The sequence below is a fragment of the Arthrobacter sp. H41 genome (genome assembly GCF_000520535.1).
Classification (GTDB): Bacteria; Actinomycetota; Actinomycetes; order Actinomycetales; family Micrococcaceae; genus Arthrobacter_D.
Map to the genome: position 1 here is coordinate 1 of NZ_AZRZ01000467.1, position 3,729 is coordinate 3,729.

Below are 3,729 nucleotides of genomic sequence, written 5' to 3' on the forward strand. Positions count from 1 at the left end.
GTGTGTCCGGCTCCGGTGAAGGAGGGTGTACATCAGATTGCATGCCTCAAACCTCTCACTGCATAAGGGGATGCCTATCGCCGTCGGATGAGCACGACCTGTCAGGTCCCGCGCTTTCCCTTGCCCCTGACCTATGCGCATCACTAGCGGATTTAGCCATAAATCTAGAAACCGGTTGTGCAAAATTATACGATGCTCCGCATAGGACTGCAGCTCCCCGAGTAGCGGTCAGCCATCCTCCTGCGGGCACCTTTTTCGTCGTTACTGGGGCCACGCTCAGAGGATGATGCCAAGGTCTACGCCGCCCTGGCCAAAGACGCACCGTGTTCTACACCCCCGGCGTGCTCACCACCCCCGGGCGTTATAGGACGAGCTCGACAAGGTCATCAGCCGCACCAACATCTACATCCAGCAACACCTCGAGGATAAACCCGCGGCCATCCCGCGATACCGGCACAGCAAGAACTATGTCCAGCGCATCATCGTCGACGAGCCCGAATGAATCCGCCCCGCCGCCCTGGAACTGCTGCGCGACCGCTACATGGATCCACCTCAGTAGCCGGTACCAGTGTCGCCCTCGTCCGTCGGCGCGGTCGTCTCGGTGGGTTGCTCTGCTTCCGTGTTGTCACATGCAGCCAGAAACAGCCCGGCAACGACGGCGGCGGAAGCGGCCATGATCCTCTTGTTCGTGTCCATGGACTAACCCTAGGCATGGTGATGTAGCGCATCAAGCGTTTTTAAGGGACTTGGGGGGCCGACGACTCTCCCGCACCCTTCATGATCAGGTCCGCGCCGCGCCGCCCGGGATCGCTTTGGCGGCTTGAGAACCTCTATAGGAGTGTCACTATAGAAGCCTCCACTGCCGCCTGCACGGCGAGATCGGACTTGTACCCCATACCGAGCACGACAGCGTCGGATGTCGGGGCTTGTGGGAATACTAAGCCTACTGTCCGTACCATGGTGCCGGACGGCTTGGCCTCATTGTGTTTAGCCTGGCGGTCCTTTAGTAATGGACTATGACAGTGATGCTGAGGTCCCTCGAAACCGCCGTGCCCGAAACGGTCATGAAGCAGCCGCAGGTCCGCGATGTCTTCGCTGCCCAGCCCGATCTCACCCGGCTCGGCACCCGGCTCGTCAATACGGCTTTCGACTCCTCGGGGATCGATACCCGGTACACGGTGGTGAAGGAACTGACACTGGACAGCGAATCCGAGCACCCGGTCTTCTTCGACAGAAGGGAGATGCGCATCCTCTCGCCCAGCACCAAGACCCGCAACGAGGTGTACGCGGAGGAGGGCACCAAGCTCTTCATCGAGGCCGGCCGCAAGGCCCTCGCAGCCGCGACGGGCATCGAAGCCGCCGACGTCACCCACGTGGTGACGGTGTCCTGCACCGGGTTCTTCGCGCCGGGACCCGACTACAAGGTGGTGAGGGCCCTCGACCTCGCGCCGTCGGTCCAGCGCTACCACCTCGGCTTCATGGGCTGCTATGCCGCCTTCCCTGCGCTCCGGTCAGCGAAGGCCTTCTGCGAGGCGGAGCCCGACGCCGTCGTGCTCGTGATCAGCGCCGAGCTCTGCTCACTGCACGTGCGGTCCTCGAACAATCCCGACACCATCGTGGGCTCGTCGCTCTTCGCCGACGGCGCCGCTGCCGCGATCGTCACCGCGCGCGACCTTCCCCTCGACGGCCCCGCCCTCAGCCTTGATCACTTCGAGACCGTCCTTACCCCGGTGGGTGAGGAGTCGATGGCCTGGAACATCGGCGATGAGGGCTTCGAGATGGTTCTCGGCACGTATGTCCCCCACATCATCGACGAGCACATCGTGGGTGCCCTCGAACCGCTCCTTGCGCACGACGAAACGCTGCGGGGAAGGGCATACCGCGACATCGAGCACTGGGGGATCCATCCCGGCGGGCGCAGCATCCTCGACAAGGTCGAAGCGAAACTGGACCTGGCCGAAGAGCAGCTTGCGCCTGCCCGCGAGACGCTTCGGCAGTTCGGCAACATGAGCAGCGCCACCGTGATGTTCGTTCTGAAGCATATTCTTGAGCTGCCGTCGTCGGGCGGCAACGGCCGCATCTGCTCCATGGCCTTCGGCCCCGGGCTCACCGTGGAGACCGCGCTTTTCACCAAAGTAGGCGCATGAGCCCTTCCGGTTTCCTGGCCCGGCGGGATACAGCCGCCATCGAGGAGATGGACAGGCCCGACTGCGACCCGGTGCTGCTGGAGAACACGTACCGGCAATTCGGCCTCGTCAACGCGGTGGTGTCGGGTTGGCGGCACACCTACGTCACGCTGCTGCGGCCGCGCCTGTCGACCTCGTCGTCGTGTTCACTGCTCGACGTCGGCTCCGGCGGCGGAGATGTGCCGCGGGCCCTTGCCCGGTGGGCGCGCAGGGACGGCCTCAATCTTGATATCACGGCGATCGACCCTGATGAACGCGCCCACGCGTTCGCTGTCGCACAACCGCAGGTGCCCGGGCTGACGTTCCGCCGGGCGTTCAGTTCCGAGCTGGTGGCGGAAGGCCGGACGTTCGATGCGGTGATTTCCAATCATCTGCTGCATCACCTGTCCCCCGGCGAATTTACCGGTCTGCTCCGGGACACCGAACAGCTCTCCCCCGGCATCGCCGTGCACAGCGACATCGTCCGCCACCGGGTGGCGTACGGGCTGTTCTCGGCCGGAACGCTTCCCCTGCGGAATTCCTACATCCGCGCTGACGGACGCACCTCCATCCGACGCAGCTACACGCCGACCGAGCTCCGACTGCGTCTGAAAGAGGAGCATGGGACGGGCTGGAGTGTTCGGAGCTCGCCCCTGTTTCACCACTCGCTCGTATATGAGCCAGGGGGCAACGATCGTGCGTGACGTCCTGGTGGTAGGCGGCGGGCCGGTGGGCCTTTACACGGGACTGCTGCTCCGGCGGGCGGGGCTCGACGCCGTCGTGCTGGAGCGGCGTGCCGAACGCAGCAGGCATTCCCGCGCCATCGGCATCCACCCGCCAGCCCTCACGTCCCTGGATTCAGCAGGAGTGGCCGCGACGCTGGTGTCGAGGGGCGTGCCAATTCCGCATCCGCAGCCGCAGTTTCCTCCTCGGACGCCACGTCCGGAGCGGACCTCCGCTGCTATCGAATGCACGCGTAGCGGTTACATCCCAACCCCTCCTACGCACTTCAAGCCCAACGGCGGGCATTCCTCTTCATTCCGACCGGGCACATCCCGCATTCGAACCGCGACGACGGCACACTTCACGAGGTTGTTAACATGTCAATAAATCCGGGCTACGTCCATATCTCCCTCCGCTCCCCGCAGAACCGCCAGGCACGCCAGCAGTTCCCACCTTCCTTCAACGCCCACGCGCAGCAAGTCCCGCATCCGCCTTCACGCCCCCAGGTGGTGTCCGGGGCAGACGCTCCGCACAGCCCTTGAGTGCTCCGGTTCCCGTCGTCGCCCCCAATGGTGTGCCCGGGCCGCAGGCGGTCACCGGCGACACGACCGCGCGCGGGTTCGTGCTGTACGTCGCGCTCGATGAGGCCACCGCCGCAGCGGCGGGCACGACCTTCTCGAAGCTCGTACAGGACGTCCATGCCTACGTGCAGTCCCTCGTGCCGACGGCGGAGAGCCACGCGGTGGTAGCCCTCGCACCGGCAGACACACCCGGTTCCGATCTCGATGCCGTGCGTGCGGCACTCGGTGACCCCACCGTGGCCCGGCGCGCGCGCCCCGAA

At 64.8% G+C, this 3,729-nt stretch carries 4 protein-coding genes and 1 pseudogene; 4 read left to right on the plus strand and 1 reads right to left on the minus strand.

The genetic code is table 11. From position 1 onward, the window contains the following. Positions 1–552: 552 nt before the first annotated feature. Positions 553–696, minus strand: a complete 144-nt coding sequence (locus tag Y705_RS21640; RefSeq protein WP_155849848.1) for a hypothetical protein — start codon at positions 694–696, stop codon at positions 553–555. Between the two features lie 320 nt (positions 697–1,016). On the opposite strand from Y705_RS21640, the gene Y705_RS0101440 reads away from it, so the two are divergent. From Y705_RS0101440 to Y705_RS0101450, 4 genes and pseudogenes are all read left to right on the plus strand, one after another. Beyond that, positions 1,017–2,147 (plus strand): type III polyketide synthase, encoded by a 1,131-nt coding sequence (locus Y705_RS0101440; protein WP_026531578.1) that lies wholly within the window; start codon positions 1,017–1,019, stop codon positions 2,145–2,147. Then, entirely contained in the window at positions 2,144–2,869 is a 726-nt protein-coding gene (locus Y705_RS0101445; RefSeq protein WP_026531579.1) for a class I SAM-dependent methyltransferase, read from the plus strand. Before Y705_RS0101440 ends, Y705_RS0101445 begins: the two co-directional genes overlap by 4 nt. Beyond that, a complete protein-coding gene (locus tag Y705_RS20875) occupies positions 2,841–3,275 on the plus strand; it encodes an FAD-dependent oxidoreductase (RefSeq protein ID WP_253908438.1) in 435 nt (144 codons plus the stop codon). The genes Y705_RS0101445 and Y705_RS20875 overlap by 29 nt, the downstream gene beginning before the upstream one ends. A gap of 151 nt (positions 3,276–3,426) precedes the next feature. Beyond that, a pseudogene (locus tag Y705_RS0101450) lies at positions 3,427–3,729 on the plus strand (winged helix-turn-helix domain-containing protein); the annotation flags it as partial.